The sequence below is a fragment of the Dehalobacterium formicoaceticum genome, from assembly GCF_002224645.1.
In the GTDB taxonomy this organism is placed as follows: Bacteria; Bacillota; Dehalobacteriia; order Dehalobacteriales; family Dehalobacteriaceae; genus Dehalobacterium; species Dehalobacterium formicoaceticum.
This window is the reverse complement of sequence record NZ_CP022121.1, coordinates 3128877-3153460: the sequence shown is the minus strand read 5'-3', so window position 1 is coordinate 3153460 and position 24584 is coordinate 3128877. Positions and strand designations below refer to the sequence as shown.

Sequence of the window (24584 nt, the reverse complement as noted above, 5' to 3'; positions counted from 1 at the left end):
GGAGGTAATAAAAATGACAAATAAAGAAAAAATTGCATTATTAGAAGATATGTTTGAAATGGAAGAAGGAACCCTAACAGAAAAGACTATGTTAAATGACATAGAGGAGTGGGATTCTATGGCTAAATTATCACTTATTGTATTAATGGATGAAGAATTTAATAAGAAGTTAACTGGTAATCAAATTAAAGAATTTAAAACCATACAAGACATTCTGGATTATATGGAATGATGAAAAAGATTGATAAAGTTTTATTATTAATATAGCAGGATTTAAAGGCATTATTGATATAGATGTCTTTAAGGTGAATGGAAAATATTATGTTTCTGAAGTAAATCCGCGTTTTTGGGGGGCTAGCTGCACGCTTTGAGTGTGGGGTTAATGTACCGATGATGATTATTAATAATCTTTATGGAAAAGTGAATCAAGATGTAATTGGTGAGTATGAAGAAGCTGTTTATATGATGAAATTTAATGAGGTAAAAATAGTTATTAATAGGTGATTGTATGAAAATTTTATATGTTACTACAATATCGAATACTGTAAATGCATTTTTGATTCCACATATTAGGATGCTAATAGAACAAGGTCATAGGGTAGATGTAGCATTTAAAATTGAAAGAGAAGTAAGACCAGAAATATATGAAATGGGATGCAAGGTTTATGATTTAGCTTTTCAACGTTCACCATTTAATAAGGATAATTATCGTGCATATAAGAAATTGAAACAGATTATTTCAAATGAAAAATATGATTTGGTTCATACACATACACCAGTGGCCTCAGCATGCGTAAGGTATGCTTGTAGAAAGATTAAGAGTACTAAGGTTTTTTATACAGCACATGGGTTTCATTTTTATAAAGGAGCCCCTCTAAAAAATTGGTTGATATATTATCCAATAGAAAAGTGGCTTGCTAGATATACAGAAGTACTTCTTTTAATAAATAATGAAGACTATTTAAGAGCTAAAAAATCATTTAAATCTTTAAAAACAGATAAAATAGTATATATTCCCGGAGTTGGCTTGGATACTAGGAAATTTAGTGATGTAATTGTTGATAAAGAAGAAAAACGGAAAGAATTAGATATTCCTGATAAATCCTTCGTTCTGCTTTCTGTTGGTGAACTAAACAAAAATAAAAATCATGAAACGGTTTTAAGGGCTATAACGAAGTTGGATAATCCAAATCTATACTATGTAATATGTGGACAAGGTATACTGGAAGAATATTTGAGAAATTTATCAACGAAATTGGGGATAGAAAATAAAGTTAAATTATTAGGTACGCGTAATGATATCGTAGAGATTTGTAAAGCATCAGATATTTTTGTTTTCCCTTCATTCAGAGAAGGACTATCTGTGGCATTAATGGAAGCAATGGCAAGTGGATTGCCGGTAATTTGCTCAGATATAAGAGGAAATAGCGATTTGATAGAAAGTGATAAGGGTGGTTATCTGGTAAAACCAGATGATGTTTATGGCTTTTCAAAATATATATCAGTTCTGTATTCTAATTATATTAATAACATAAATAATAGCTTTGGTGAGTTCAATAAAAAGCGAGTAATGGAATATGATATTGTTAATGTAAAATCAAGGTTAATTAAAATATATAAATGATTCTACTGCAGAAACTCCTAATTTGCCTCATTCAGTCCAAATATAGTATTGTGCTGTTGTTGGGTAGGAAATCGCTAAATTGTACTTTTTACAGTTGAATCATAAATAGATTGACTTTTAAATTAAAATGATATTTATGAACGCGCAAATCAAGGTTTGGTAGTTCTTGCCAGCAAAAGTCCAAATTTCTCAAAGACTATCAATATATCACCTATATCATAAGCAATTAGGTGAAACACTCCCAATTTGGATTTTATTTAAATTCATATACCGCTAGCAAAAGCCAGTGATATAAACTGGGCATTTTTATTTTTCCCTAGACTGATTGCCTATAATTTAACTGTTATAAAGGTCAATAAGTACCAAATATAGTTCTATCTCGTACTAACTCTAAAATATGTCAGATCACTGACCAAAACGTTCAGCGGTGGTTGTTCCACCAAATTTTCGGTTTACTAAATTAGATACTTTAGATTCATTACAGGTATCAACGTGTGGTTAAACTTAGATGTTGTGCAATTAGAAACCAAACCTTTCCCTTATTTTCTTTGCTTAATAATATATGCACTTAAAAAATCTGTCCGGTTAATTGTATCCAATCCATTCCCATTGATTTGTATTTTGGGGCACTACACAGGCCTATTAGCATTGTATTAAGATGACAGATAGGTAAATTAATTTATAATAGCAATATTTAATATTTCAGGAGGATCAATATGTCGAATAAGACGTTTAGTATAATAGTACCAATATATAAAGTTGAATCTTATATTAGACAATGTATTGAAAGTTTGATTAATCAATCTTATGCAGATATCGAAATAGTATTAGTAGATGATGGCTCACCGGATAACTGTCCTAGCATCTGCGATAAATATGCTAGTATAGATGAACGAGTCAAGGTTGTGCATAAGAGAAATGGTGGTATTGTTAGTGCTAGACAAGCTGGTGTAGCTATCGCCACAGGTGAATATTTAATATGTGTAGACGGTGACGATTGGGTTGATATTGACTATTGTAAAAGAATGGTTGATGTCATAGAAATGTATAATCCGGATATCGTTTGTTGTGGTTATTATTTGGCAACAGAAGAGTCTAATGAGGAAAAACATACAAGGCACCGTATTGGATACTATACTTTAGAAAATCTAAAAAATGAAATTTATCCCAAACTAATTCAAGCACCGAATGCTACATATTTTTCACCAAGTTTGTGGGCAAAGGCATTCAGAATAAATATATATAAACAACAACAACTAGTAGATGTTAATGTCACAGTAGGCGAAGATGGTGCATGCACAATTCCGTCTATTTATCATGCAAGATCAATGTATATTATGCCAGATTGTATGTATTATTATCGTTATAATATATCCTCTATTACAAAGGGACACAATGTCTTCAAGTGGGACGGTCCAGAGATTATTGCAAATCATCTTGCCAAGCAAATTGATGTGCATAAGTTCGATTTTCAGGAACAGCTATATCGTAAGATTACACATGAAGTGTTTTCAGTGGTTGTATCGCAGTTCTATAAAAAAGAACCATACTCTGTAATAAAAAAGGATATTTTATATCATCTTGACTTGCCACTATACAGTGAAGCTGTGAAGAAATGCCATTTCAAGCACTCCTTCAAGGCTCAAATAATGAAAGTTGCACTAAAATACAGATTGATTTTATTAATTCAAATATATGCAAAATATAAGTAAAATAACTTGGCTGGAGGGACTGACTATATATGGCATTAATTTCAATAATTATGAGCGTCCATAATGGGGCTAAGTTTCTTGATAGATCAGTAGAAAGTATATTGAGACAATCAATTCAAGATTATGAGTTTATTATATGTGATGATGCATCAACTGATAAAACATATGAAAAACTAGTTAGATACAAAAAAGAGGACTCCAGATTTATCATTATACAAAACCAGACGAATTTGGGATTAGCTGCATCGTTAAATCGCTGTCTGGAGGAGGCTACAGGTGAATATATTGCCAGAATGGATGATGACGACATATCTCTACCAACTCGTTTCGAAGAGGAAATTGATTTTTTGAGGAAGAACCTGGAATACGCTTTCGTGTCATGCAATGCAATTACGTTTACTGATGGGAATGACAATGTCGGAATAAATAAGAAGCCGGAAATACCGACAAAGAATCAAATTATACATGGCTCACCGTATCTTCACCCGGCTACTATGTTCAGAAGAGAAACCATATTAGGTGTAGGTGGGTATAGTGAAGAGTATTATGCCCAAAAAAGGGCACAGGATTACGAGCTTTTTATGAGAATGTCAGCACAAGGGTTAAATGGATATAATATTCAGAAGCCCCTATATAAATATTATTTTTCGCCAAAGGCGGCATTAAAAAAGCACTCATTTAAGAGTACTTTTTATGAGGTTGTGCTTCGTTACAAAGGCTACCGAATGCTCAAGGTGAAGCCGTGGCAATACATAAAAATTTTTATTCCCGTTTATGTAAATGTTAAGAGGGTACTAAAAAATTCGTTTAGTGCGAAAGAAAGTACATATGAAAATAGTTAACCTGTTTTCTAAGATACTAGGTAGAAAGGGGTAACACAAATATATGAAAAGTCTTGTTTTTGTTATAGGGACTATGGGAAATGGTGGGGCAGAACGAGTTATTGCTAATTTGTCGAACCAATTTGTACACGATGATATAAAGGTGTCAATAATTACTATTTATGGCACATTACAATCTTATCCGCTAAATGACAAGGTTTCCCTATACCATATATTGTGCAACTCAAAAATTAAAGTTCTCCGTCCACTGGAGAGAATGATGAAAATGAGGCGAATTATCGGCCAGATATCACCAGACATTGTGGTCTCCTTTTTAACTGATGTGAACATTCATGCACTGATAACTTTGATTGGTAAAGAAGTGCCGATTATCGTGTCAGAGAGGAATGACCCGACGAAGTCACCAAATGCAAAATGGATGAGGATGTTGAGGGATGCGTTGTATAAAGAAGCCTCTGGAGTGGTGTATCAGACGCAGGATGCCTCAAATTATTTTGAAAAATATGTACCGGATAAAATCAAACAGACCATCATAGCGAACCCAATAAAAGACGATTTGCCTTTCTATGTGTCAAGGCCTGCGAAAGTAGAATTTATCACTGCGTGCAGATTGAACAAACAGAAGAATCTCCATCTTATGATTAATTCTGTAAAACGGGTTATTGATAGTGGATATGAATGCTTCCTTAATATTTACGGCGAGGGACCAATGAGGCAAGAGCTTGAAGCCTATATTGCTAGTGTTGGACTAGATGAGCGAGTTAGCCTCTGTGGTTTTTCAGATAGCATACATGAAAAGATGGCGAAAGCAACAGCGTTTATAATATCTTCCGATTTTGAAGGTATCTCCAATTCCATGTTGGAAGCATTGGGAATAGGAATACCCGTAATTGCGACAGACTGTCCCATTGGCGGAGCAAGGCAATATATAATAAATGAAGTTAATGGTTATTTGATTCCATGCAGGGATGTCGATAGTATGAGCAAGGCAATGATTGATGTAATTAAAAACCCAGCCAAAGCAATCGAGATGGGAAAAGAAGCTACAAAGATTAGAGAAATGATTTCGACCAAGAAGATTGTTTCACAATGGACGGATTTTATAAACAAGGTAATAGTAAAGTAAGGAGCTGCACTCATGATATGGTAAAAAGAGGGGTAACTATAAAAACAGTTTTTGCAACAATGGGCGTTGTTGCTTTGATGATTACTTGTATTATCCTTGGCGATAAATCTAACTATATGCTGAATTGGTTGGGTATTATAGTTTATTTATACGCAATATTTACGTGGAAATGGGAAAGGAAAGAAAGTTTCTTTTCAATGTATACAATCTTTTTCACCTTTTTCCTATTATTCAGTTATGGCCAATGTGTAATGTGGGCACTCGGTATTGGCTTAGATCGTGGCATAGGAACAGGTATTTTATATTATGGTTCATCGATTATTCCAAATGAATCGCAAATGATTACAGCAAAATGGTATACTTGTATTTGTATGTTGCTTTTCCATTATGGAGCTATTCTGTTTGCAGGTAAAAGTTCCGTTAAAACTAAAACTATAGTCAGTACCGAGAAAGCTTATAAAGACAGAGAATTACTATATAAATGCGGTTGCATAGTAACTACCATAGTGGCACCTATAGCCATATATCAGCGAGTTAAAGAATTATTGATTGCTCAAACATTCGGTTATAAAGCTCTGTATTATGGTGATTTGGCAACCCAGTCTGGATACATACAAATATTGTTGTATCTCTTTTTCCCAGCACTTCTTTGCCTGCTCATAGGAAGCAATTTCAAAAAAACAGTAACGAGAACGGTGATTATAATTTTCTTGATTTATGCCGCTCTTGGGGCTATGTCTGGTGATAGAGGGTCGTGGATTTATAGTTTAGTGATTCTGATTTGGGTATTTGCACAAAGAAAGAAGATAAGGCTAAAAGATATAGTGTTTTGGGGAATTCTAGGTGTATTTGGGCTCTACATGTTGAATGTTATTACAGATGTGCGTAATACCGGGTTAGATTTGCTTTCCATTGAGACTTTTATTAACGGATTGAGCGTTGAGGAATCACCTATTGTTGATACATTCTTTGAAATGGGCGGATCGATGGGAATTATAACGTTCTTTCTGATAGTAGGAAATGGAATCTATCCCTATGGAAATACATATGTAACTGCAATCTTGGGTGCTATCTCATCAAGATTTTTATCTTTACTGGGCATCAAACAAGTTCTTATAGGCAGTTGGTTTTCTCAAGAATATCTCGGTATATCTTGGGGAACGGGATTCTCAATGATCGGGGAAGCTTTTGTGAATGGTGGCTATTATGGTGGTTTCATCTATGTGTTCATCATTGGAATTATAATAGGGAGGATACTATCAAAATGTCGAGATAGGAGTGATATGGAGCAAAACCCGATAGGAGCATTTGTGTCAATAGCAGTATTGAATATTGTATCCGGGCTTCCACGTTCTGCAGTATACCTTGTTATTAAAGAGTTCGTGTATGGAGTGCTGATAATTCTCCTGATGGTGTGGCTATTGCAACAGGTTCGACTTGTAAGATCGACGTCAATGACGTCAATACAGAACATTGACTAAGGTAGGTAGGTTTTTCGATGATATATAGAGCCATCTATTTTGCAATATATTTATCAATAACATATTTAATCGGACTAAAAAATCTCTTATCTTACATGGTTAAAGATGGCTTATTGATCGCAACTATAATTATAGTAGTTGAAATAGTGATAATCATGCTTTTCTACCAAGAAAAAGTTCGTTGTGCCTTTTTTTATAAAAACAGGTTGCTAAGGAAGGGAATATCTAATGAGTATAAGAAAATATTTGTTTCAACCCAAGGAAGCCTTGAAAGCTACTTGTGCGAAAGGGTATTTTGATTTCCTAAGTGACAGGACATATCTTAAGCTTATTTATTGGCTTCGTATGGGTAAGGTGCTGAACCTAAATAATCCACAGACATTCAACGAAAAATTACAATGGCTTAAGCTTTATGATCGTTGTCCAGAGTATACAATGATGGTTGATAAATACGAAGCGAAAAAGTATGTTGCTGAGCGTATAGGCGGGGAATATATAATTCCTACTCTTGGCGTGTGGGATAAGTTTGAAGACATAGATTTTGGTTTGCTGCCAAATCAGTTTGTCATGAAATGTACACATGATAGTGGCGGATTAGTAATTGTCAGAGAAAAAGGAAAAATGGATATAGAGGTGGCAAGGAAAAAGATCAATGCTTCCCTAAATAAAAATTATTTCTGGGGAGGTAGAGAATGGCCGTATAAAAATGTAAAGCCAAGAATTATAGCGGAGCAGTACCTAGAAAACTCGAGTAAAGGTTTGCGCGACTATAAGTTCTTCAATTTCAATGGGGTGCCTCAGTTTACTTATGTTAGTGAGGGAATGGAAGATCACTCCACGGCTAAAATCTCATTCTATGATTTTGATAGGAAGAAAATGGAATTCCACAGAACTGATTATGCTCAATTTTGCTCACAGCCTGAGTTTCCATCAAATATGGATGAAATGAAAAGACTTAGTGCAGAGTTGGCACAAATCATTAATTGTCCTTTTGTTCGTACTGATTTTTACTCAGTAGATAATAAGGTATTCTTTTCCGAAATAACTTTTTCTCCCTGTAGCGGGATGATTCCATTTGAACCTGCAGAGTGGGATAAAAAATTGGGCGAGTGGATAAAACTACCGAAATAAGACAAGGAACTTTCTAAACTATAATGGAAAGCAGGGATCCTAATAGATTATCATTTATATTGCTTCGGGGGTGAACAATATTGTGTATACATGTAACAAAAATATAGTAAAAAGTGCTGATTACAGACAGTCTATAGTAATGGCTAGAACAGCCATCAGGGCAGAAATCTAATGAAGCAAAAGTTTCCTACCATCAATTTATCGTTTCGGATGGCAGAATATCTGGGAATGGGTTCATATGTAAAAGTCACCACAGCTCATAGTTGCGTAAAGAATATGAAGCCAGGACAGCTGAGGTGGCAAGTGTACTAGGGAATTAGGATTGATGGATTAAAAGGAGAAATCATAAGTGAAAGAAAGTAATCTTCAAAATAAAATTTTGCATGCAACAAAATGGTCAACTATCACAGAAGTAGCTGCAAAATTAGTCAGTCCAATTACAAACATGATTTTAGCCAGGATACTTGTGCCTGAAGCATTTGGTGTAGTTGCTACTGTTACTATGATTATTAGTTTTGCAGATATGTTTACCGATTCAGGATTTCAAAAGTATTTGGTGCAGCATGAGTTTAAGGATAAAGATGAAAAATATAAAAATGCTAATGTAGCATTTTGGACGAACTTTGGTATATCTGTTTTATTGTGGATTATTGTAACCATATTCCGTGAACAGCTGGCAGCATTTGTAGGGAATCCAGGATTAGGTAACGTAATAGCCATATCTTGTATGCAGTTGCCTCTAACATCTTTTTCAAGCATACAAATGGCTTTATATAGGAGAGATTTTAACTATAAAACACTATTTGTAGTTCGCATAATAGCTGTTTTCATCCCATTTGCAATTACAATACCCCTTGCACTTTTTGGCTTAGGATATTGGGCTTTAATTATCGGTTCTATTGCTATTCAGTTTTCTAATGCTATAATCTTAACTGCAAAGTCTGAATGGAAGCCAAAGCTATATTATAATGTAAAGATATTGAAAGAGATGTTTTCATTTAGTATATGGTCCCTAATCGAAGCGATATCGATTTGGCTGACTTCATGGGTAGATGCATTTATTATTGGAAATGTATTAAATCGGTATTACTTAGGACTATATAAAACGTCTACTACAATGGTTAATGCACTGATGGCTCTAATAACCGGATCAACAACTTCTGTATTGTTTTCAACCTTATCGCGCTTACAGCATGATGAGGACAATTTTTATTATATGTATCTTAAATTTCAGAGACTGGTCTCTGTTTTAGTCTTTCCTTTGGGTATCGGGGTGTATCTTTATAGCGATTTAGCAACGCAAATATTATTGGGTAGTCAATGGAGTGAAGCAAGTGGTGTAATTGGAATATGGGCTCTTACAAGCTCTATCATGATCATATTTGGTCATTATTGCAGCGAAATATATAGGGCTAAAGGAATGCCAAAACTATCTTTTCTTGCACAAATACTGCATTTAATTGTTTTAGTTCCGGCATGTGTCATAAGCGCTAAATACGGATTTTGGGCTTTAGTATATACTAGATCATGGATAAGGTTGCAGTTCGTTCTAGTACATTTAATAATCATGAAGTTTGCAATAGGTTTTCCGGTATTGAAAATATTCAAAAATGTGTTTCCAACAGCATTTGGAGCAACATGCATGGGTCTATTCGGCTTTTTGTTACGGCGGCTTAATGAAGGATTATTATGGAGTATTGTTTCAATTGTTTTATGTGCACTATTTTATTTTGGAATTTTATTTTTGTTCCCTTCAATGCGAAAAGAGATTTTTGGTTTAATGCGAAGGTTATTTCCAAAAAATAAGATCTCTAAAGGCTTATTAGGTTAAGAAGTCATAGGTTACCAAGATAAGGGATACTGGATCGTGATCCCAAAAACGGAATTGCGATAATATGTTCTTGAAAGGGTAAACAATATGGTAGAGATATTTATAAAAGAGCCTTATTGGGATTGTCCAAAATGTAAAGCAAAATCCAGTTATGGTGTGCTATTTATAAGCGGGAATTGTTATTCGCGTAGTTGTAAGGAATGTTGCTATACTAAAGAATATGAACTACCTAAGATACATAAGAAAATAATTTATTTGGACCAATTTGTTATAAGCAACATGGAAAAAATACTTAACCCAAGAGTTACCGAACAGCAAAAGAAAAAAATTGATAATTTCTGGTTTCAACTGTTCGAAAAGCTGGATAAATTAAGCAAGTTACAATTAATTGTTTGTCCAGATTCAATAACACATCAGAATGAATCCATAGTGACAGAACACTATGAAACCTTAAAAAGAATGTATGAATTACTATCTTATGGTACAAGCTTTTATCATTTTGATACTATTGAATTGTTTCAGTTATGCGAATATGCCGAAAACTGGGTTAGAGGCTATAAAGATAAAGATGTTGAAATAGACATTCAATCCGTGATATATGGTAATGTTCATTGCTGGCATGATAGATTCATAATAACTGTAGACACATTAAACATAGAAGAAGATACAAAGTTATTGAAAACCAACAAGCAAACCAGTCAGAGCAAGATGGATCAATTATTTAGCTACTGGCAACAAACAAAGAATTTTGATTTTAAAAAACACTGGGATTTCGAATTATTGTCATATGGTAAAGAAATAAAAAAGCAATATTTTGAGTATATAAAATCTTTCGATAAAGTTCGGTTTGGATCATCAACTGATATTGACAAGTTAATGAATACAAGAATTATTGATATAATGCACTCTCTAGAAGAAATTACCAGAAAAAATGGGTTAAATGAAATGGAAGCACATATAAAAGTTGACGAATTTTTTACTTCTCCCTCATTAAGCAAGATTCCATTTTTAAAGATTAGTTCACTTCTTTATACAGCTCTAGCACGGAAAGCAGCAGCAGGTCAAAAACGTATCCCAAAAGCTAGTTTCATTAATGATGTTAAAACTATATCTATGTTATTGCCGTATTGCGATGCAATATTCATAGATAATGAGTGTGCGTCACTATTGAGAGAAGAAGATTTAAAAACTAGAATATCATCCTATAAAACTAAGGTCTTTTCTTTAAATACAAAGGAAGAATTCTTAAAATATCTCGATGAAATTGAAAAAGGCACACCAAACAGTCATTTTGATAAAGTAAAGGAAGTATACGGGGAAACTTGGCCTAAGCCTTACAATACACTGTATATTAACAATTAAGAATAGGTTTAAGTTGGAATGATACGAAAGTACAATCTATAAAATAACATACTGAAAGTGACGGTGGTAACGTGTCTGATATCAACTGATCTGGGTTTTATTTATTTGACTAAAATGTTTAAATGTTAAAAAGAGGAATACATCAACGAGGAAGGTGTTTTATGTACAAAATAGCGACAGCAGGGACAGGCTAAGTCAGCCTAGTAGCAGGGGTGTGCTTTGCCAAAGTCGGTCATCAAATAACCTGTGTTAATATTGATGAAAACAAAGTGGAGATAATGAAAAAGGGCATCCCCCCAATTTATGAAGCAGGATTGGAAGAATTAATGCACAAGAATTATGTTGCATGAAGACTTGATTATACTACAGATTATAAATTTGCATATAAAGATGCAGATACTATTTTTATGGGAGTAGGTACACCGTAAAACGGGACGGTGCCTGACATCAACTTTAGGCATTGATAACGAGGGTGAATGACATCCTAAATTGATCGAGAATACGAGAGATAATCAAAGATAATAGAGGGAGGATAAAATGGATTTTGATTATGCTAAAGTTTCTATTAAAAACTGCAGAAATATAAAAAAAGGGGAAGTAATAATAAGAAAAAATAAATTGAATGTTAAGTATGGTCTTAATGGTACAGGAAAGTCAACAATAGCTAATGCACTGGAATATTATTTTAATGGTGATTCGACCGGACTCAAAGAAATGAAATCTTTTGGAGAAGAATCTAATCCTGAAGTAATAATCAAAGTTCCAGAAGAAGGAGCAGAAGAGATTTTTAACAAACCCTTTTTTAAGAAAGCTATATCGTTTAATGATGATTTTGTAAGTGATACAATTTTTAATAAAAACGAGGCAATAGACAACTCATTTGATGTTTTTATTAGTAATCCTGTATTTGAAGAAAATAGAAAAAAACTTGATATACGTTTAAAAGGTTTAAAAGTTGACATTGCATCAAATTTGGAATTTCAAGATATGAAAACATCGTTTTTTGAGATAGCAGAAAAGTTAAAGTTTAATAAGGATGGGAAACTTAGTAAAACTGGATTTGGAAAAGGTTTAGCAAGTAAAAATACAACTTATAATGTGCCAGAAATACTAAAAGAGTTTAATGATTTCTTTAGTGGTGACAAGGTAGTTGCTTGGGTTGATTGGAAATCTAAAGGAAAAGATTTTGATGATAAAGATAATTGTCCTTTCTGTGCAAGTCGATGGAATAAAGAAGATTATAATAAGACCAAAACAGTTTTTGAGACAACCTATGATAAAACTATGATACAGAACAAGAAACAACTAGAAGATGCTATATTAAAATTGAAAAAGTTTATGTCAGAATCAGAATATGAACTTTTTGAAGGATTTACAAAGAAAATTGATGATGAAGATAGTTTTTCATATAATATTAGTAGATTACAAGTTCAATACAATGAGATAATAAGAAAGATTACTGAAATAATTGAATTTGATGCAATTGAATTTAAAACAGTAGATGGAAATATAATAGAAGAAAAATTAAATAAGTTAAAAATTAAAGATAATTTTGATATCTTTTCCGGGGAAGCGACTGATAAGGTATTTAACATTGTTAATGAAAAAATAGAAGTTTTATTAAATAGCATAAAAAGCTTAAATAATGAAATTAATGAACTTAACAATACAATAGCTGAGTCAATAACATTGGCAAAAGAAGATATTAATGATTTCCTTAAATCGGCAGGAGTTAATTATTACTTTGAAATCGAGCAAATCACAGAAAAATCATCTATAAGTAGATTGAAGTATATTAAGTCAGAAGAGGAATTATATGAATCAAACGATATAAGAAAAAGTTTGAGTTGGGGAGAAAAGAATGTTGTGGCTTTAATTTTATTCTTATATTATTCCAAGCAACAAGGAGCAGATTTGATTATTTTAGATGATCCTATTTCTTCTTTTGATAAAAATAAAAAGTTTGCTATAATGAGTAGATTGTTTTCACCAATTACAAGTAATAGTTTTAAGGATAATACCGTTTTATTGTTAACACATGATCTTGAACCAATTATTGATTTAAAAACAAAACATTATTTTGAAAATAGTTGGGCATTTGGTTCTTATCTTACAAATAATGATGAGGAATTACTGGAGAAAGAGATAGATGTTGAAAAGCATATTATTTCAACAATAGCATTGTATCATTCAGAAGCAACAGATAACCTAAAAGGAATTAATACTATCGTTAGAATGGTTGCATTAAGAAAATACCTTGAATACAATGATGCTGATTTTGAGAATAATTTATCATACGATATGATCTCTTCATTGATGAAGGGAAGAGATAAGCCAACAAAAAGTGATGGACAAACTAAATTGATATATGATGAAGTAAATGATGCTAATACTTTTATTAGGAAATACTTTTTAGACTTTAATTATGAAACATATTTAAATAATTACTTTAATAAAGCTTACATTAAGGAATTATATAAGAATGAAGAAAATACATATAATAAAGTTCAATTATTTAGGCAATATTTGTTACTTTGTGGAAAGAAAACTAAGAAACAGATTAACCCAGTTTTACAAAAGTATGCTAATGAAAGTTTCCATATTGAAAATGATTACACACATTGTTTAAATTATTATGAATTTGATATTGTACCCAATTATGTTATTAAGAGAATCGATGATTTTATGCTTAAACAGTAGATATAAGGTGGCAGGGGGAGTGCGCCGTGAGGCGTATTTGATACAGCTGGTGTGAATCCCGTTCGGTAAGGTCTAACCAACCGCCTTTACTTAGCCTAGGGTGGTGACGTGCCGGTGCTTGAAACCAACTTATCAACCTTCATGACTTGCGGCACAAAAGTAGAATGAAAATAGAATATATATTTTCTACTTTCGTGTGAACTTAGTTAGCTTTTTTAGAATTTATATTTAGATAGGATTGATGATTACATGTACAAAATAGCAGTAGCAGGAACCGGCTATGTCGGCTTAGTGGCAGGGGTTTGCTTTGCCGATGTAGGTCATCGAGTAACCTGTGTTGATATTGATGAGAATAAAGTAAATCTTATAAAAAAAGGTATCTCACCAATATACGAAACAGATTTGGAAGATTTAATGCAGAAGAATTACGCTGCAGGCAGGGTTGATTACACTACTGATTTTAAATCTGCCTATAAGGATGCAGATGCAATTTTTATAGGGGTAGGAACACCGGAACAACCGGACGGTTCTGCGGATCTCTCATACATAGCTACAGTGGCAAGACAGATAGCTGAATCCATAAAAAACGATTGCCTTGTGGTGGTAAAATCAACTGTCCCGGTAGGAACAAATGATAAGGTGGAGCAGTTTATTAAAGACTTTTTAGTTAATGATGTTAAGGTAGAGGTAGCATCAAATCCTGAATTTTTAGCCCAAGGCTCTGCAGTTCATGATACATTACATGCTGCCAGAATTATTATTGGTACAGAAAGTAAATGGGCCGAAGATATGCTTATGAAAATTTATCAACCTTTTAATTTGCCTATTGTATCAGTAAATAGAAGATCAGCTGAAATGATTAAATATGCGGCTAATGATTTTCTTGCTCTTAAAATATCCTATATGAACGATATTGCTAACCTTTGTGAATCCGTTGGAGCAGATATTCAAGATGTTGCCAGAGGAATGAGTTTTGATGAGCGTATTGGCAGTAAGTTCTTAAATGCCGGTATCGGCTATGGCGGATCTTGTTTTCCCAAGGATACCAAGGCTCTTGAATATCTTGCCAGACAGAATGGTTATGAACTGAGAACCATTAAAGCTGCCATTGATGTTAACAAAGATCAAAAAACTATGTTATATAAGAAGGCTTGCAGGCGACTTATTACTTTCAACGGCTTAAAGGTGGCCGTTCTCGGACTTACTTTTAAACCGGGCACAGATGACCTGAGAGAAGCTCCATCCTTGGAAAATGTACCTTTGTTATTAGAGCAAGGTGCCGATATTTATGCCTATGATCCTGTAGGGGCAGACAACTTCAAGAAAAAATATCCTGCAGGGAAAAACAGCAAGGGAAGTATAACTTATGTGGAAAAGCCGGAACAAGCTTTAGATGGTGCTAATGTCTGTTTTATCTTTACCGAATGGGGTGAAATAAAGGCAGTAGAACCGGGAACATACAAAGAACAGATGAGAACACCTCTTGTTTATGACGGAAGAAATATCTATGAGTTGGACGATATGAATGAAGCAGGGGTGGAGTATTATTCGATCGGAAGGCCGTTTATCAAAACGTCCAAGGACTTTTCCATAGCTATTTCTGAGGTTGCAGCAACTAAATGTGGAATTGTCAATGTTAATGGGAGGCCTAAATGAGTTACAAATCACTGGATATAAGTAAGACATATTTTATCACCGGAGCAGCCGGGTTTATTGGGTACTTTTTATCAAAGAGACTCTTGGAGCAAGGGTGCCGGGTGATTGGTATAGATAACATAAATAATTATTATGATGTGAATCTAAAACATGCCCGATTGGAAAAGCTGGAGCCTTTTGAGAAGTTTACCTTTATCAAAGGGGACATATCTTACAAGGAAATGGTACTAAAGACCTTTGCAGAGTACAAGCCTCATGTGGTTGTTAATTTGGCTGCCCAAGCAGGGGTCAGGTATTCGATAGAAAACCCTGATGCTTATATCGAAAGCAATATTATCGGGTTTTATCATATCCTTGAGGCCTGCAGACATAATCCGGTTGATCATTTAATTTACGCTTCTTCAAGTTCTGTTTATGGGACGAATCGGAAAGTGCCTTTTGAGGAGTCTGATTTCGTGGACAACCCGGTATCTCTCTATGCAGCTACCAAAAAATCAAATGAATTGATGGCCCATACCTATAGTCATTTATATAAAATACCGGCTACCGGTTTAAGATTCTTTACAGTTTATGGTCCAATGGGCAGACCGGATATGGCTTACTTTGGATTTACCGATAAATATTTTAAAGGTGAGCCAATAAGGATCTTTAATAATGGAGACTTTGAGCATGACCTATATAGAGACTTTACATATATCGATGATATTATAGAGGGTGTCGTAAGATTATTGAATAGCCCGCCGGAAGCGAGAGAAGGAATTGAAGGTTCTGCCGCCCATAGAGTTTTTAATATCGGAAACAATGCCCCGGAGAAGCTGATGACATTTATCGGAGCTTTGGAGAAAGCTTTAAGTAAGACTTTGGGGAGAGAAGTGGTGTTTAAGAAAATCTATGAACCGATTAAACTAGGGGATGTACCGGCTACCTATGCATCTACTGATTTATTGCAGGATGCAGTGGGATTTAAGCCGGAGACGATGATAGAGGATGGGCTGCAGAGGTTTACGGATTGGTATGTAGATTATTATGGGGTGAGATAAAGGAGGGTAATCGCTATGAATATTAATTTTGAAGATGTTAAGGCGAAGTTTGGAGACAAAGCCAAAGAATATGCAAATGATAAAAATAAAGCTAAGAAATTAGTTTATGAAGCTATGAAAAAGGCCAATCAAGAAAAGGGCAAGAAAGGTCCCATTGATGATGTTTGGGAAAAAATTCAACTCTTATTTGGCCTGGTTAAAGATTGGGCTACAGGCGAATATAAGGACGTACCAATTAAATCGATTGTAATAATTATAGTAGCAATTTTATACTTCCTTAATCCGATTGACTTAATTCCGGATGCTATTTTAGGTATCGGGTTGGCTGATGATGCTTTTGTATTGGGGCTGGTCTTTAAACAGGTAAGTTGTGATTTGGAAACATATGAGGCGTGGCTAAAGTGCCGGGGGGACGCTTTGATTGCCACATCTGCGGACTAGAATAAATGGGGATTCGGAGTGGGTGCCTGACAGTGCGGCCGAGCAAGGTCGTATCATATAGTGGGTGGGAATCCCGCCGGATAAGGTTGACCAACCATCCGTAGTTAGCCTTGGAGCTTATCAGGTAACTGTTAAGTTTAAGCGTAGGCAAACAAGGTAGCAGGCTGAAAGCTGAAAAGCTGAAGTGATTGAGCCACGTAATACTAAATAGGAAGTCAGATACTGTTGTCAGAAGCAGAATGCAATACTATGGTCGACGTTAAGGTAAGAAGACCATAGCTTCCTCGGGGTCGGAGAACTCGGCATGCTACACATTGTTATGAAACGGTAACTCGGGAGGCCCTAACAGCTCTTCAGGTAAAACCTGGAGTACGCATAACAAGCGATAATAAAGCAAGGAAGCGGAAGGCGTTAGGGAGTCGGATTGTGGCGTACTACCTATGAATCAGGGTAATGCCTGAGGAGGGAAGGCCACAACATACTATAGCCCTTGAAAAGGAAACATTTCCTACACAAAGAGGTAGAAAGCAAATGGAAACGAAACTGACAAGGATAGCACGAATAGCTAAGGAAAAACCAAAGGCTAGAATTACATCTCTCCCCGGAGTAATAAACAAGGAAACCCTTATATTGTGGATGCGGATATCAAAGGTTTCTTCAATAACATGGACCATACGAAACCCCTCTCGGCGCCCCGCAGAGAGGTCTGATTTCTCCAATTTTAGGGGATATCTATTTGCAATACGTATTGGATCGGTGGTTTGAAAAAGTAGTTAAGAAGCACTGTAAAGGCGATGCCTATATGGTAAGATATGCCGACGACAGTGCGTTCTGCTTCCAATATGAGCATGAGGTAAAGGCCTTTTACGAACAGCTCAAGATTAGACTTGCGAACTTCAATCTAGAAATGGCAGAAGATAAACAAAATTATTAAATTTGGCAGGTTCGCAGCGTCTGATAGGAAGAAAACTGGCGAAGGAAAACCCGAGACATTCGATTTTCTTGGATTTACCCATTATTGCAGCAAGAGCAGAAGTGGAAAATTTGTGGTCAAAAGAAAAACTAGCAGGAAGAAATTTAATGCTAGTCTGAAGAGAGTCAAGGAATGCTTAAGGAAGAACTTGTTGACCCCGGCGCCTGATGTAATGAAGGAGCTTACAGTTAAGCTAAATGGTTATCTCCGCCTTAACTTCTTTGGCAATAATGGAATTTAAATCATCCAGAAACCCCGTTGGCTTCAAATAGGCTTTTTCACCGTTTATTTCCAGATAGACATAATCAGAAATTCTGAGATCTTGCCTTATCTTTTTAGGCAGTGTTATCTGCCCCTTGGGACTTACTTTTAGTTTTAAGCGTGATGGTATTGACAAAATAATCACCTCTGGAATTTATTATAACATTAAAAGTAAAAAGTAAAATAAAGCTTCGGTGCCAGGCAGTGCGGCCGAGAAGAGTCACATCATATGAAACATGTACGTTATAAAATATTTCTGGTAAGGAAACTTATCCTTAAAATATGCGGAATAAATTATTGGAGTTATGAGAAAATTGGAGGGGTACTTTTGGATAAAAATCAAAAAGGCGAAATTCTTATCTATCAAACTGAAAAAGGTGAAACAAAAATTGATGTATCTATGGAAGATGGTACTATGTGGCTGAGTCGTGTTAATATTGCACAACTTTATGGAACATCGCCGCAAAATATAACAATGCATATAAAAAATATTTATGAAGAAGGAGAACTTGAGGAAAGTTCAACAAGTAAGAATTACTTACTAGTTCAAAATGAAGGTGGGCGCGAGGTTGCAAGAGATACAAAATTCTACAACCTTGATATGATCCTTGCCATTGGCTATCATGTTCGTTCTAATATCGGGGTACAGTTTCGTACTTGGACAAGCAAAATCCTTAAAGAATATATGTAAAAAGGATTTGTAATGAATGATGAGAGATTAAAGAATCCTAAAAAGTTTGGTGAAGATTATTTTGATGAACTGTTAGAACGTATTCGTGATATCAGGGTGTTGACTCCAATCTAAAATGGCGGACAATTCCATGATAAGTGACGGATATATAGTTTTTGACGTATAAATACGGAAAAAGATGGGGGGAATTAACGCTTTAAAGGCCCAGAGTAATATAAAAAGGCAGATGGGCTTTCCCCACCCGGTAAGGGTGGGAGGAATTACTCCAGGCCTCCCACAGAGCGCTCAGGTTGTCATCCCCAAGACATTGCCCTACCCTCTCCGTGAGAGGAAAACCCATCTGCTTTAAAAATATAGAAAGAAATTAAAATGATAAAATATCGGATAAATACCTAAGGGCCGAGGCTACGGTAGCAGCATCAATAACATTTTCCATAGCGAACGTTAACTTTTCTTGATTGTAAAAGATGTCCTCTAAGGAACCTAAGTGGCATCCGGCCTGAAAATCAGGGATGCAGGCAAAAAATCCGGAACACGTTTGGCCAATAAGGATACGAATGCTGGAACGACTTTGGATGGAAATTTCATAATGGCTGCCATAAGAGTAGATGTCAGCAATACGTCCCGTCCAATTTTCTTTTTTACCATTTTCCCAACAACAGGAACATGAAAAATTCATTAAAATCCACTCCCTCCATTAATACTGGAACTCAGAAAGAACCCGTTCTAATACTTGGTGATCTGCCAATTCCAGTTGATTGGATTCCATATCAATGAGACAGTGTCGGCAAATCTGATTAATGACCCTGGGAATCCCGGAAGTAAACTGATGGATACGGTTAACAACATCCTCAGGAAATAGCATCTTAAGTTGAGAAAGATTGAGATGATGCGAAATATATTCGTATGTTTGTTTCTCATCCAGAGGTGAGAGACGGTAGTGAGCGGTAATACACTGGGAAACTGCTTCAAAAGAACGAAGTTTTAAAGTATCCCTTAATTCAGGATGGCCCACGAGGATAAGGGACAGTAGACTTTTGGCATCAATTTCAAAGTTTAGTAGGTAACGTATCTCCTTAATAGTCTGGATAGGTAAATCTTGAGCGTTATCAATAACGATGATGGGTAGGCGGTCATGAGTATCATATAAATTGACTACGGCATCACGAAACTGTTTTTTCATCCGATCCAGATAGGTTGATGGCTGTACAGATAAATAATAAAGAATTTTGCTATACAGATTTTTTGGTTTTAAATCTGCATCATTGATATAGCAAAAAAGAAACCGTGATTTATCCAGGGAAGCATCAAGAGTGCGTAAAATTGAGGATTTACCTGTTTTATGTGAAGCTTCACATAAAACAGGTAAAACCTTTGCTTTGCGTTGTTTTGCTAAAAAGAGGCTGAATATTAATCCGTGTAAATGGTAATAATCTCCACATAAAACAAATGGAGGTTATCATATGAAAACATCTAAGAACAAACTCACGGACAAAGAAATGGAATTGGTAAGTCTGCTGATGCAAGATTGCCAAAGCACGGGTGATATACAGTCAAAGCTAAAACGACTATTTGCTGGTTCTATTGAGCAGATGCTAGAAGCCGAGATGGATGAACATTTGGGCTATGAAAAACATTGTGTAGAGGGTAATAACAGTGGTAATTCGCGCAATGGTTACAATCGCAAGACTATTATAAGCGATTACGGGGAAAGCGAAATAGCCATACCCCGTGACCGTAATGGTGAATTTGAACCAAGAATCCTTGGAAAGCGGCAAACTCGAACTGATGAGATTGAGCAAAAGATAATGGCTATGTACTCTAAAGGAATGTCGCAGCGAGACATTGAGGATAATCTGCGCGAGATATACGGGGCGGAAATCCCTCAAACCTTGATTTCTAAGATTACAGATAAAATTCTGCCGGAAGTGAATGAGTGGCAAAACCGCCCGTTGGAAGCGATTTATCCGATAATATATTTTGATGGCATTGTGTTCAAAAGCCGTAAAGATAGCCAAATTATCAACAAGTGCGTCTATTCAGTTTTGGGAATTGATATGAACGGCCAGAAGGATATTTTAGGGATTTGGATAAGCGAAAACGAAGGAGCTTCATTTTACGCAAGCATTTGCTCCGACCTTAAAAACCGCGGTGTTACGGACATTTTTATTGCTTGCCACGATAACCTAAAAGGGCTTGGAGAAGCCATAAACGCGGTATTCCCAGAGACCAAGCAGCAGTTATGCATAGTGCACCAAGTACGCAATTCTACTAAGTTTGTGCAATACAAGGATAGAAAGCAAGTCTGTGCCGATCTAAAGAAAATTTACGGCGCGGTAAATCTTGACGATGCGGAGTATGCAAAAGAGGAATTTCGGGAAAAATGGGATAAGAAGTATCCATCTATTATGCGTTCCTGGGACGCAAATTGGGCTGAACTTACAACGTTTTTCAACTATCCTGAGCAAATCCGGCATTTGGTTTATACAACGAATGCGGTGGAAGCATACCACAGAATGGTGCGAAAATTCACGAAAGCAAAGGCGATTTTCCCCACTGACGACTCGATAAGAAAGGTTGTTTTCCTATCGGTCAAAGAAATCGCTAAAAAATGGACGCTGCCAGCTCGTAATTGGGCGATGGCATACAGCCAGATTATGATTTACTTCGCAGATAGATTTACGGCTTAAAAGCTGCATGGGGGCTCTGCCCCCAAACCCCCGAGGTTTATACGCATTGGACTTACCGGTAAAATGTAAAACAGCGAACATAAGCCCGCCGTTTTACCGTATAAGTCCGTAGCAAGCGTGGGGTCGCTCCTCAGCGTTGCCCTGATTATGCTACAATAAAAGTATTAACAAATTTTTGGATGATTATTCCGTTTACACTAAAGGATGTTCAGAACCGCTAAAAACCTAAATCCTAATCTCTTTCAACTTTCTTACATCTGTCTCTCCACTGTCAGTGTTTCTGAATTCTATCATCAGTTTTCCTTCGCTCTTGGCTTGGACTACAGTACCAAGAAAACCCTGATGTTTAGAAACATCCAAGAACGACTCGTGCATCTCTTTAAGGAGAAACGCAAGACCTTTATTCTTGCTATTGATGAAAGTCAATATTTAAACACCGGAATTTTTCGGGATATTAAAATGCTCATGAATGTTCATTTCGACAGCTTTGACTGCTTTGCTCTTATCTTTATCGGACAACCCTATCTTGCTTCTATCCTCGAAAAGCCGGTTCATGAATCCCTCAAACAGCGCATCGTCGTTCACTACAATTATGAAGGCCTTTCCCCCGACGAGGCTAAAGATTACATTTATTCAAGGATCGAAGCTGCCGGTGGGGCTCATTCATTTATTGATGAAGCTGCTGTTCATGCCGTTGCTAACTTCTGTCAAGGCACTCCGCGTCTTATCAACACCTCTCATGACCGATGCTTTGATTCTTGGTACACAACTAAAGAAAAATACCATTGATACTGAAATTATTCTCGCGGCCAGTAACAACCTGGCCCTGCATTAAGGAGGTTTCCCCATGTCTAAACAACCTTTTTCGCCTGTTCGATTTGAATGTCATCAAAAGATTGGCAAACACTTTGAACATTGGTCCGGCGCGATTACCCGCTTTATTAATCACGGCAGCCATTATGAAATCTATATCAGCAGCCGCAGTGGTTTTGTCTTTATTGTTGGCGAATATTTAAACGGTGCTTTCATCAGCATTCCTGCCTTTAATGTAGGATCTGATCTCGCCGATTATGGTGATTATTTCTGGAATAATGAGCGTCTTGCTTCAATCATGAACCCGGTTGATGCTGCAACTATCGCCGAAGCTCTGCGCACACTCAATTCTAACAAATTTATATAACTTTTCTTCTGACCATGGTGCTTCATCATGGTCATTCTTTTTTCTGCGAGATAGTGCAGTTTTTACGGTAATATTGTGCTGCATAGAATATTTATGTGCCGTTTTTGCACATTTCATAGGAATTTTAATCTGCTGTTTGACCCGAAATCAAAATGCCGTTCTTCAAAGAGATACCGATAGCCTGAGTAAATCGTAATTTCACACACATGCTATCTTCTATTTCAAGAAGATGCAACACTCCTTTGTGCTCTTGGCTATCAAGATAGGTTGATAATCGGGGTTTTAATACCACCAATCTTAATTACATCCTTTACTCTTGTCCTAATTCTTAGGGTATCCATTAAAAGGAATTTAAAAACCAGGATCGCTTGCTATTTCTACGGGAGCATGTATTTATGTAGTATCACACTTAATTTTCATTCCCTTTTGTGACGTAAAGTCATGATGGTTGATAAGTTGGTGTCAGGCACCGGCCCGCAATATCAACCTTTCGGCTTTCAGCCTACTACCTAGCCTGCCTACGCTTAAACAAATGAGTTACCCCATTTCCTCCAAGGCTAACTACGGGCGGTTGGTCTACCTTGCCCGGTGGGATTCCCACCCACTATATTTCACAACCTTGCACATCCGCACTGTCAGGCACCGATACGCATTGGTGTCTAGCACCCACCCGTTCTTGCCAGGGAAGGTCAACTTTTATGTTATCAAGGTGGTCAACTTTTAGGTTGACAAAATACAAATAGTAACGAAACATTTTAAATTTATGTTTATTGACAACCATTATTGCATATAATATAATGATCTTAGTGATCAGGCCCATGTTCCTTCCGAGGACTGGGCTATTTTTATGGAGTGAAAAGTAATGAAGCCGTTTCAAACTCATCGTCAACAAATATCAATATTACGTGGAAGAGGTTTAACCATCAATAACGGTTCCGCTGCTATGCGTATTTTTGAAAGAGAAAACTATTACAATGTCATCAATGGCTATAAAGATTTGTTTTTAGTGAAAAATCAAAATGGACAATCGGTTTCACCAGAAACATATATACAAAATACCACAATAGAAGAAATTTATAGTCTTTTCACATTTGACCGGGAATTAAGAAATATAATCTTAAAATATCTACTAATATTTGAAAACAGTATTAAATCTAAACTTTCCTATAGGTTTAGTGAAAAGTTTAAGGAACCCCATGCTTATCTGCTATGGAAAAACTATTTAAGTGCAAACTTAACACAGGTATTAAACCTTATTGCTATTATATCAAATAAAATTAAACAAAAATCATCGGACAAAAGTAATAATTCAATCAAACATTATTTAACCGTTCATAGCAATGTTCCTTTGTGGGTATTAGTAAACGATTTAACACTTGGTAATATTTCTAATTTCTACCAGGTTATTGACGATTCATTAAAGGATAAAATTGCAAAGGATTTTTCTTTACAATTTAAAAGGGATTATTGTGCAACATTTCAGATTCCTAAAGAATCTATCATCGACGTCTTAAAAATTGCTAATCTAATTAGAAATTTGTGTGCGCATGAAGAAAGGTTATATAACTTTAAGCTTCACCACCAGACAAGAACAAGGCATAATTCACAATTATTAACTATTCCAGGAAATTTATTAGATGGAAGGTTATTTACGATGTTCGCTTTGTTAAAGTTAGTACTGCCAAAAAAAGAGCATCAAGAATTAAAACGCAATATAGACAAACTTTTCAATATTTATAAAAATAAATTTTCATCAGTTCCATTTGTAGATATTTTAGCTATTATGGGGTTTAATTCTAATTGGAAATCATATTTCTAATTAATAACTGATTAGATTCCAGGG

The 24584-nt window shown here is 35.6% G+C and carries 21 protein-coding genes and 3 pseudogenes; 20 read left to right on the top strand and 4 right to left on the bottom strand.

The features are described 5' to 3' along the window. Window positions 1-13: 13 nt before the first annotated feature. The 15 genes and pseudogenes from CEQ75_RS15315 to CEQ75_RS18730 all read left to right on the top strand — a co-directional run. On the top strand, window positions 14-232 hold the full coding sequence (locus CEQ75_RS15315; protein ID WP_089612669.1) for an acyl carrier protein: 219 nt from the start codon (window positions 14-16) through the stop codon (window positions 230-232). Window positions 233-508: 276 nt separating this feature from the next. After that, window positions 509-1624 (top strand): glycosyltransferase family 4 protein, encoded by a 1116-nt coding sequence (locus CEQ75_RS15310; RefSeq protein ID WP_089611963.1) that lies wholly within the window; start codon window positions 509-511, stop codon window positions 1622-1624. 716 nt (window positions 1625-2340) lie between these two features. Then, window positions 2341-3336 (top strand): glycosyltransferase family 2 protein, encoded by a 996-nt coding sequence (locus CEQ75_RS15305; protein WP_089611962.1) that lies wholly within the window; start codon window positions 2341-2343, stop codon window positions 3334-3336. A gap of 29 nt (window positions 3337-3365) precedes the next feature. Next, the gene (locus CEQ75_RS15300) at window positions 3366-4178 is read left to right on the top strand and encodes a glycosyltransferase (RefSeq protein ID WP_089611961.1); all 813 of its coding nucleotides are present in this window, start codon (window positions 3366-3368) and stop codon (window positions 4176-4178) included. Window positions 4179-4221: 43 nt separating this feature from the next. After that, a complete protein-coding gene (locus CEQ75_RS15295) occupies window positions 4222-5304 on the top strand; it encodes a glycosyltransferase (protein WP_089611960.1) in 1083 nt (360 codons plus the stop codon). 17 nt (window positions 5305-5321) lie between these two features. Next, window positions 5322-6785, top strand: coding sequence for an O-antigen polysaccharide polymerase Wzy (wzy, locus tag CEQ75_RS15290; RefSeq protein ID WP_198306563.1), 1464 nt, complete (start codon window positions 5322-5324; stop codon window positions 6783-6785). A 228-nt stretch (window positions 6786-7013) separates the two neighbouring features. Further along, window positions 7014-7916, top strand: a complete 903-nt coding sequence (locus CEQ75_RS15285; RefSeq protein ID WP_089611959.1) for an ATP-grasp fold amidoligase family protein — start codon at window positions 7014-7016, stop codon at window positions 7914-7916. A gap of 349 nt (window positions 7917-8265) precedes the next feature. Beyond that, window positions 8266-9747: a lipopolysaccharide biosynthesis protein gene (locus CEQ75_RS15280; protein ID WP_089611958.1), complete on the top strand. Its 1482-nt coding sequence runs from the start codon at window positions 8266-8268 to the stop codon at window positions 9745-9747. 87 nt (window positions 9748-9834) lie between these two features. Next, window positions 9835-11109, top strand: coding sequence for a hypothetical protein (locus CEQ75_RS15275; RefSeq protein ID WP_089611957.1), 1275 nt, complete (start codon window positions 9835-9837; stop codon window positions 11107-11109). A gap of 161 nt (window positions 11110-11270) precedes the next feature. Then, window positions 11271-11534, top strand: a pseudogene (locus tag CEQ75_RS15270) (UDP-glucose 6-dehydrogenase); the annotation flags it as partial. 112 nt (window positions 11535-11646) lie between these two features. Further along, window positions 11647-13809, top strand: coding sequence for an AAA family ATPase (locus tag CEQ75_RS15265; protein WP_089611956.1), 2163 nt, complete (start codon window positions 11647-11649; stop codon window positions 13807-13809). 249 nt (window positions 13810-14058) lie between these two features. After that, window positions 14059-15465 (top strand): UDP-glucose dehydrogenase family protein, encoded by a 1407-nt coding sequence (locus CEQ75_RS15260; protein ID WP_089611955.1) that lies wholly within the window; start codon window positions 14059-14061, stop codon window positions 15463-15465. Then, complete coding sequence (locus CEQ75_RS15255; RefSeq protein ID WP_089611954.1) at window positions 15462-16505, top strand: NAD-dependent epimerase/dehydratase family protein; 1044 nt, start codon at window positions 15462-15464, stop codon at window positions 16503-16505. Before CEQ75_RS15260 ends, CEQ75_RS15255 begins: the two co-directional genes overlap by 4 nt. Before the next feature lie 15 nt (window positions 16506-16520). Then, window positions 16521-16946, top strand: a complete 426-nt coding sequence (locus CEQ75_RS15250) for a YkvA family protein (RefSeq protein WP_089611953.1) — start codon at window positions 16521-16523, stop codon at window positions 16944-16946. A 697-nt stretch (window positions 16947-17643) separates the two neighbouring features. Then, a pseudogene (locus CEQ75_RS18730) lies at window positions 17644-17880 on the top strand (reverse transcriptase); the annotation flags it as partial. Window positions 17881-18112: 232 nt separating this feature from the next. On the opposite strand, the gene CEQ75_RS15240 reads toward CEQ75_RS18730, so the two are convergent. Continuing rightward, entirely contained in the window at window positions 18113-18316 is a 204-nt protein-coding gene (locus tag CEQ75_RS15240) for an AbrB/MazE/SpoVT family DNA-binding domain-containing protein (RefSeq protein WP_157677502.1), read from the bottom strand. A 93-nt stretch (window positions 18317-18409) separates the two neighbouring features. On the opposite strand from CEQ75_RS15240, the pseudogene CEQ75_RS19405 reads away from it, so the two are divergent. Continuing rightward, window positions 18410-18985: pseudogene (locus CEQ75_RS19405) on the top strand (virulence RhuM family protein). Window positions 18986-19235: 250 nt separating this feature from the next. Here the strand turns inward: CEQ75_RS19405 and CEQ75_RS15230 are convergent. Both CEQ75_RS15230 and CEQ75_RS15225 read right to left on the bottom strand, forming a co-directional pair. Continuing rightward, entirely contained in the window at window positions 19236-19550 is a 315-nt protein-coding gene (locus CEQ75_RS15230; protein ID WP_089611950.1) for a DUF6618 family protein, read from the bottom strand. An 18-nt stretch (window positions 19551-19568) separates the two neighbouring features. Beyond that, the gene (locus CEQ75_RS15225; RefSeq protein WP_089611949.1) at window positions 19569-20282 is read right to left on the bottom strand and encodes an ExeA family protein; all 714 of its coding nucleotides are present in this window, start codon (window positions 20280-20282) and stop codon (window positions 19569-19571) included. 88 nt (window positions 20283-20370) lie between these two features. On the opposite strand from CEQ75_RS15225, the gene CEQ75_RS15220 reads away from it, so the two are divergent. The 3 genes from CEQ75_RS15220 (at window position 20371) to CEQ75_RS15210 (ending at window position 22741) form a co-directional block, all read left to right on the top strand. After that, window positions 20371-21561, top strand: a complete 1191-nt coding sequence (locus CEQ75_RS15220) for an IS256 family transposase (protein ID WP_420828418.1) — start codon at window positions 20371-20373, stop codon at window positions 21559-21561. 204 nt (window positions 21562-21765) lie between these two features. Beyond that, window positions 21766-22350 (top strand): ExeA family protein, encoded by a 585-nt coding sequence (locus CEQ75_RS15215; RefSeq protein ID WP_089611948.1) that lies wholly within the window; start codon window positions 21766-21768, stop codon window positions 22348-22350. A 58-nt stretch (window positions 22351-22408) separates the two neighbouring features. After that, window positions 22409-22741, top strand: coding sequence for a DUF6618 family protein (locus CEQ75_RS15210; RefSeq protein ID WP_089611947.1), 333 nt, complete (start codon window positions 22409-22411; stop codon window positions 22739-22741). Window positions 22742-22865: 124 nt separating this feature from the next. On the opposite strand, the gene CEQ75_RS18470 is transcribed toward CEQ75_RS15210, so the two are convergent. Further along, a complete protein-coding gene (locus tag CEQ75_RS18470; protein ID WP_157677501.1) occupies window positions 22866-23036 on the bottom strand; it encodes a hypothetical protein in 171 nt (56 codons plus the stop codon). 567 nt (window positions 23037-23603) lie between these two features. On the opposite strand from CEQ75_RS18470, the gene CEQ75_RS15200 reads away from it, so the two are divergent. Further along, on the top strand, window positions 23604-24560 hold the full coding sequence (locus tag CEQ75_RS15200; protein ID WP_089611945.1) for an Abi family protein: 957 nt from the start codon (window positions 23604-23606) through the stop codon (window positions 24558-24560). Window positions 24561-24584 lie beyond the last annotated feature (24 nt).

What these genes read in the sequence shown, in the direction of transcription:
- CEQ75_RS15315 (WP_089612669.1), top strand. Translation starts at nt 14, where the DNA reads ATGACAAATAAAGAAAAAATTGCATTATTAGAAGATATGTTTGAAATG.
- CEQ75_RS15310 (WP_089611963.1), top strand. Translation starts at nt 509, where the DNA reads ATGAAAATTTTATATGTTACTACAATATCGAATACTGTAAATGCATTT.
- CEQ75_RS15305 (WP_089611962.1), top strand. Translation starts at nt 2,341, where the DNA reads ATGTCGAATAAGACGTTTAGTATAATAGTACCAATATATAAAGTTGAA.
- CEQ75_RS15300 (WP_089611961.1), top strand. Translation starts at nt 3,366, where the DNA reads ATGGCATTAATTTCAATAATTATGAGCGTCCATAATGGGGCTAAGTTT.
- CEQ75_RS15295 (WP_089611960.1), top strand. Translation starts at nt 4,222, where the DNA reads ATGAAAAGTCTTGTTTTTGTTATAGGGACTATGGGAAATGGTGGGGCA.
- wzy (WP_198306563.1), top strand. Translation starts at nt 5,322, where the DNA reads ATGGTAAAAAGAGGGGTAACTATAAAAACAGTTTTTGCAACAATGGGC.
- CEQ75_RS15285 (WP_089611959.1), top strand. Translation starts at nt 7,014, where the DNA reads ATGAGTATAAGAAAATATTTGTTTCAACCCAAGGAAGCCTTGAAAGCT.
- CEQ75_RS15275 (WP_089611957.1), top strand. Translation starts at nt 9,835, where the DNA reads ATGGTAGAGATATTTATAAAAGAGCCTTATTGGGATTGTCCAAAATGT.
- CEQ75_RS15265 (WP_089611956.1), top strand. Translation starts at nt 11,647, where the DNA reads ATGGATTTTGATTATGCTAAAGTTTCTATTAAAAACTGCAGAAATATA.
- CEQ75_RS15260 (WP_089611955.1), top strand. Translation starts at nt 14,059, where the DNA reads ATGTACAAAATAGCAGTAGCAGGAACCGGCTATGTCGGCTTAGTGGCA.
- CEQ75_RS15255 (WP_089611954.1), top strand. Translation starts at nt 15,462, where the DNA reads ATGAGTTACAAATCACTGGATATAAGTAAGACATATTTTATCACCGGA.
- CEQ75_RS15250 (WP_089611953.1), top strand. Translation starts at nt 16,521, where the DNA reads ATGAATATTAATTTTGAAGATGTTAAGGCGAAGTTTGGAGACAAAGCC.
- CEQ75_RS15230 (WP_089611950.1), bottom strand. Translation starts at nt 19,550, where the DNA reads ATGAATTTTTCATGTTCCTGTTGTTGGGAAAATGGTAAAAAAGAAAAT.
- CEQ75_RS15220 (WP_420828418.1), top strand. Translation starts at nt 20,371, where the DNA reads ATGGAATTGGTAAGTCTGCTGATGCAAGATTGCCAAAGCACGGGTGAT.
- CEQ75_RS15215 (WP_089611948.1), top strand. Translation starts at nt 21,766, where the DNA reads ATGTTCAGAACCGCTAAAAACCTAAATCCTAATCTCTTTCAACTTTCT.
- CEQ75_RS15210 (WP_089611947.1), top strand. Translation starts at nt 22,409, where the DNA reads ATGTCTAAACAACCTTTTTCGCCTGTTCGATTTGAATGTCATCAAAAG.
- CEQ75_RS15200 (WP_089611945.1), top strand. Translation starts at nt 23,604, where the DNA reads ATGAAGCCGTTTCAAACTCATCGTCAACAAATATCAATATTACGTGGA.